Source organism: Peribacillus sp. SIMBA_075 (assembly GCF_046534585.1).
Genome location: NZ_JAWRYN010000829.1, coordinates 1 through 263, shown reverse-complemented (window position 1 = coordinate 263; position 263 = coordinate 1). Strand labels below are relative to the sequence as shown.

1 pseudogene is annotated in these 263 nt (G+C 43.7%); it reads left to right on the top strand.

Features of this window, described 5'->3' with window-relative positions:
• A pseudogene (locus tag SB775_RS30550) lies at positions 1–263 on the top strand (transposase); the annotation flags it as partial.

The window sequence follows — 263 nt, the reverse complement described above, 5'->3', positions numbered from 1 at the left end:
TACAACAGATCCTGAGAGTGGTTACTATGTGAAAGATGAACGGACAAAACAGTTTGCCTATTCATTTCACACGGCTGCAGACCGCAATGGTTTTGTGCTAGGGTGATTGTAACACCTGGAAATACGCATGATAGGCATATGTTAGAGCCACTGGTTGAACAGGTGATTGAGAAAGTTGGAAAGCCTGAAGCCGTTGCCGCAGATGCAGCTTATAAAACACCAGCGATTACAAGCTACCTATTTAACAAAGAAATCATACCGGC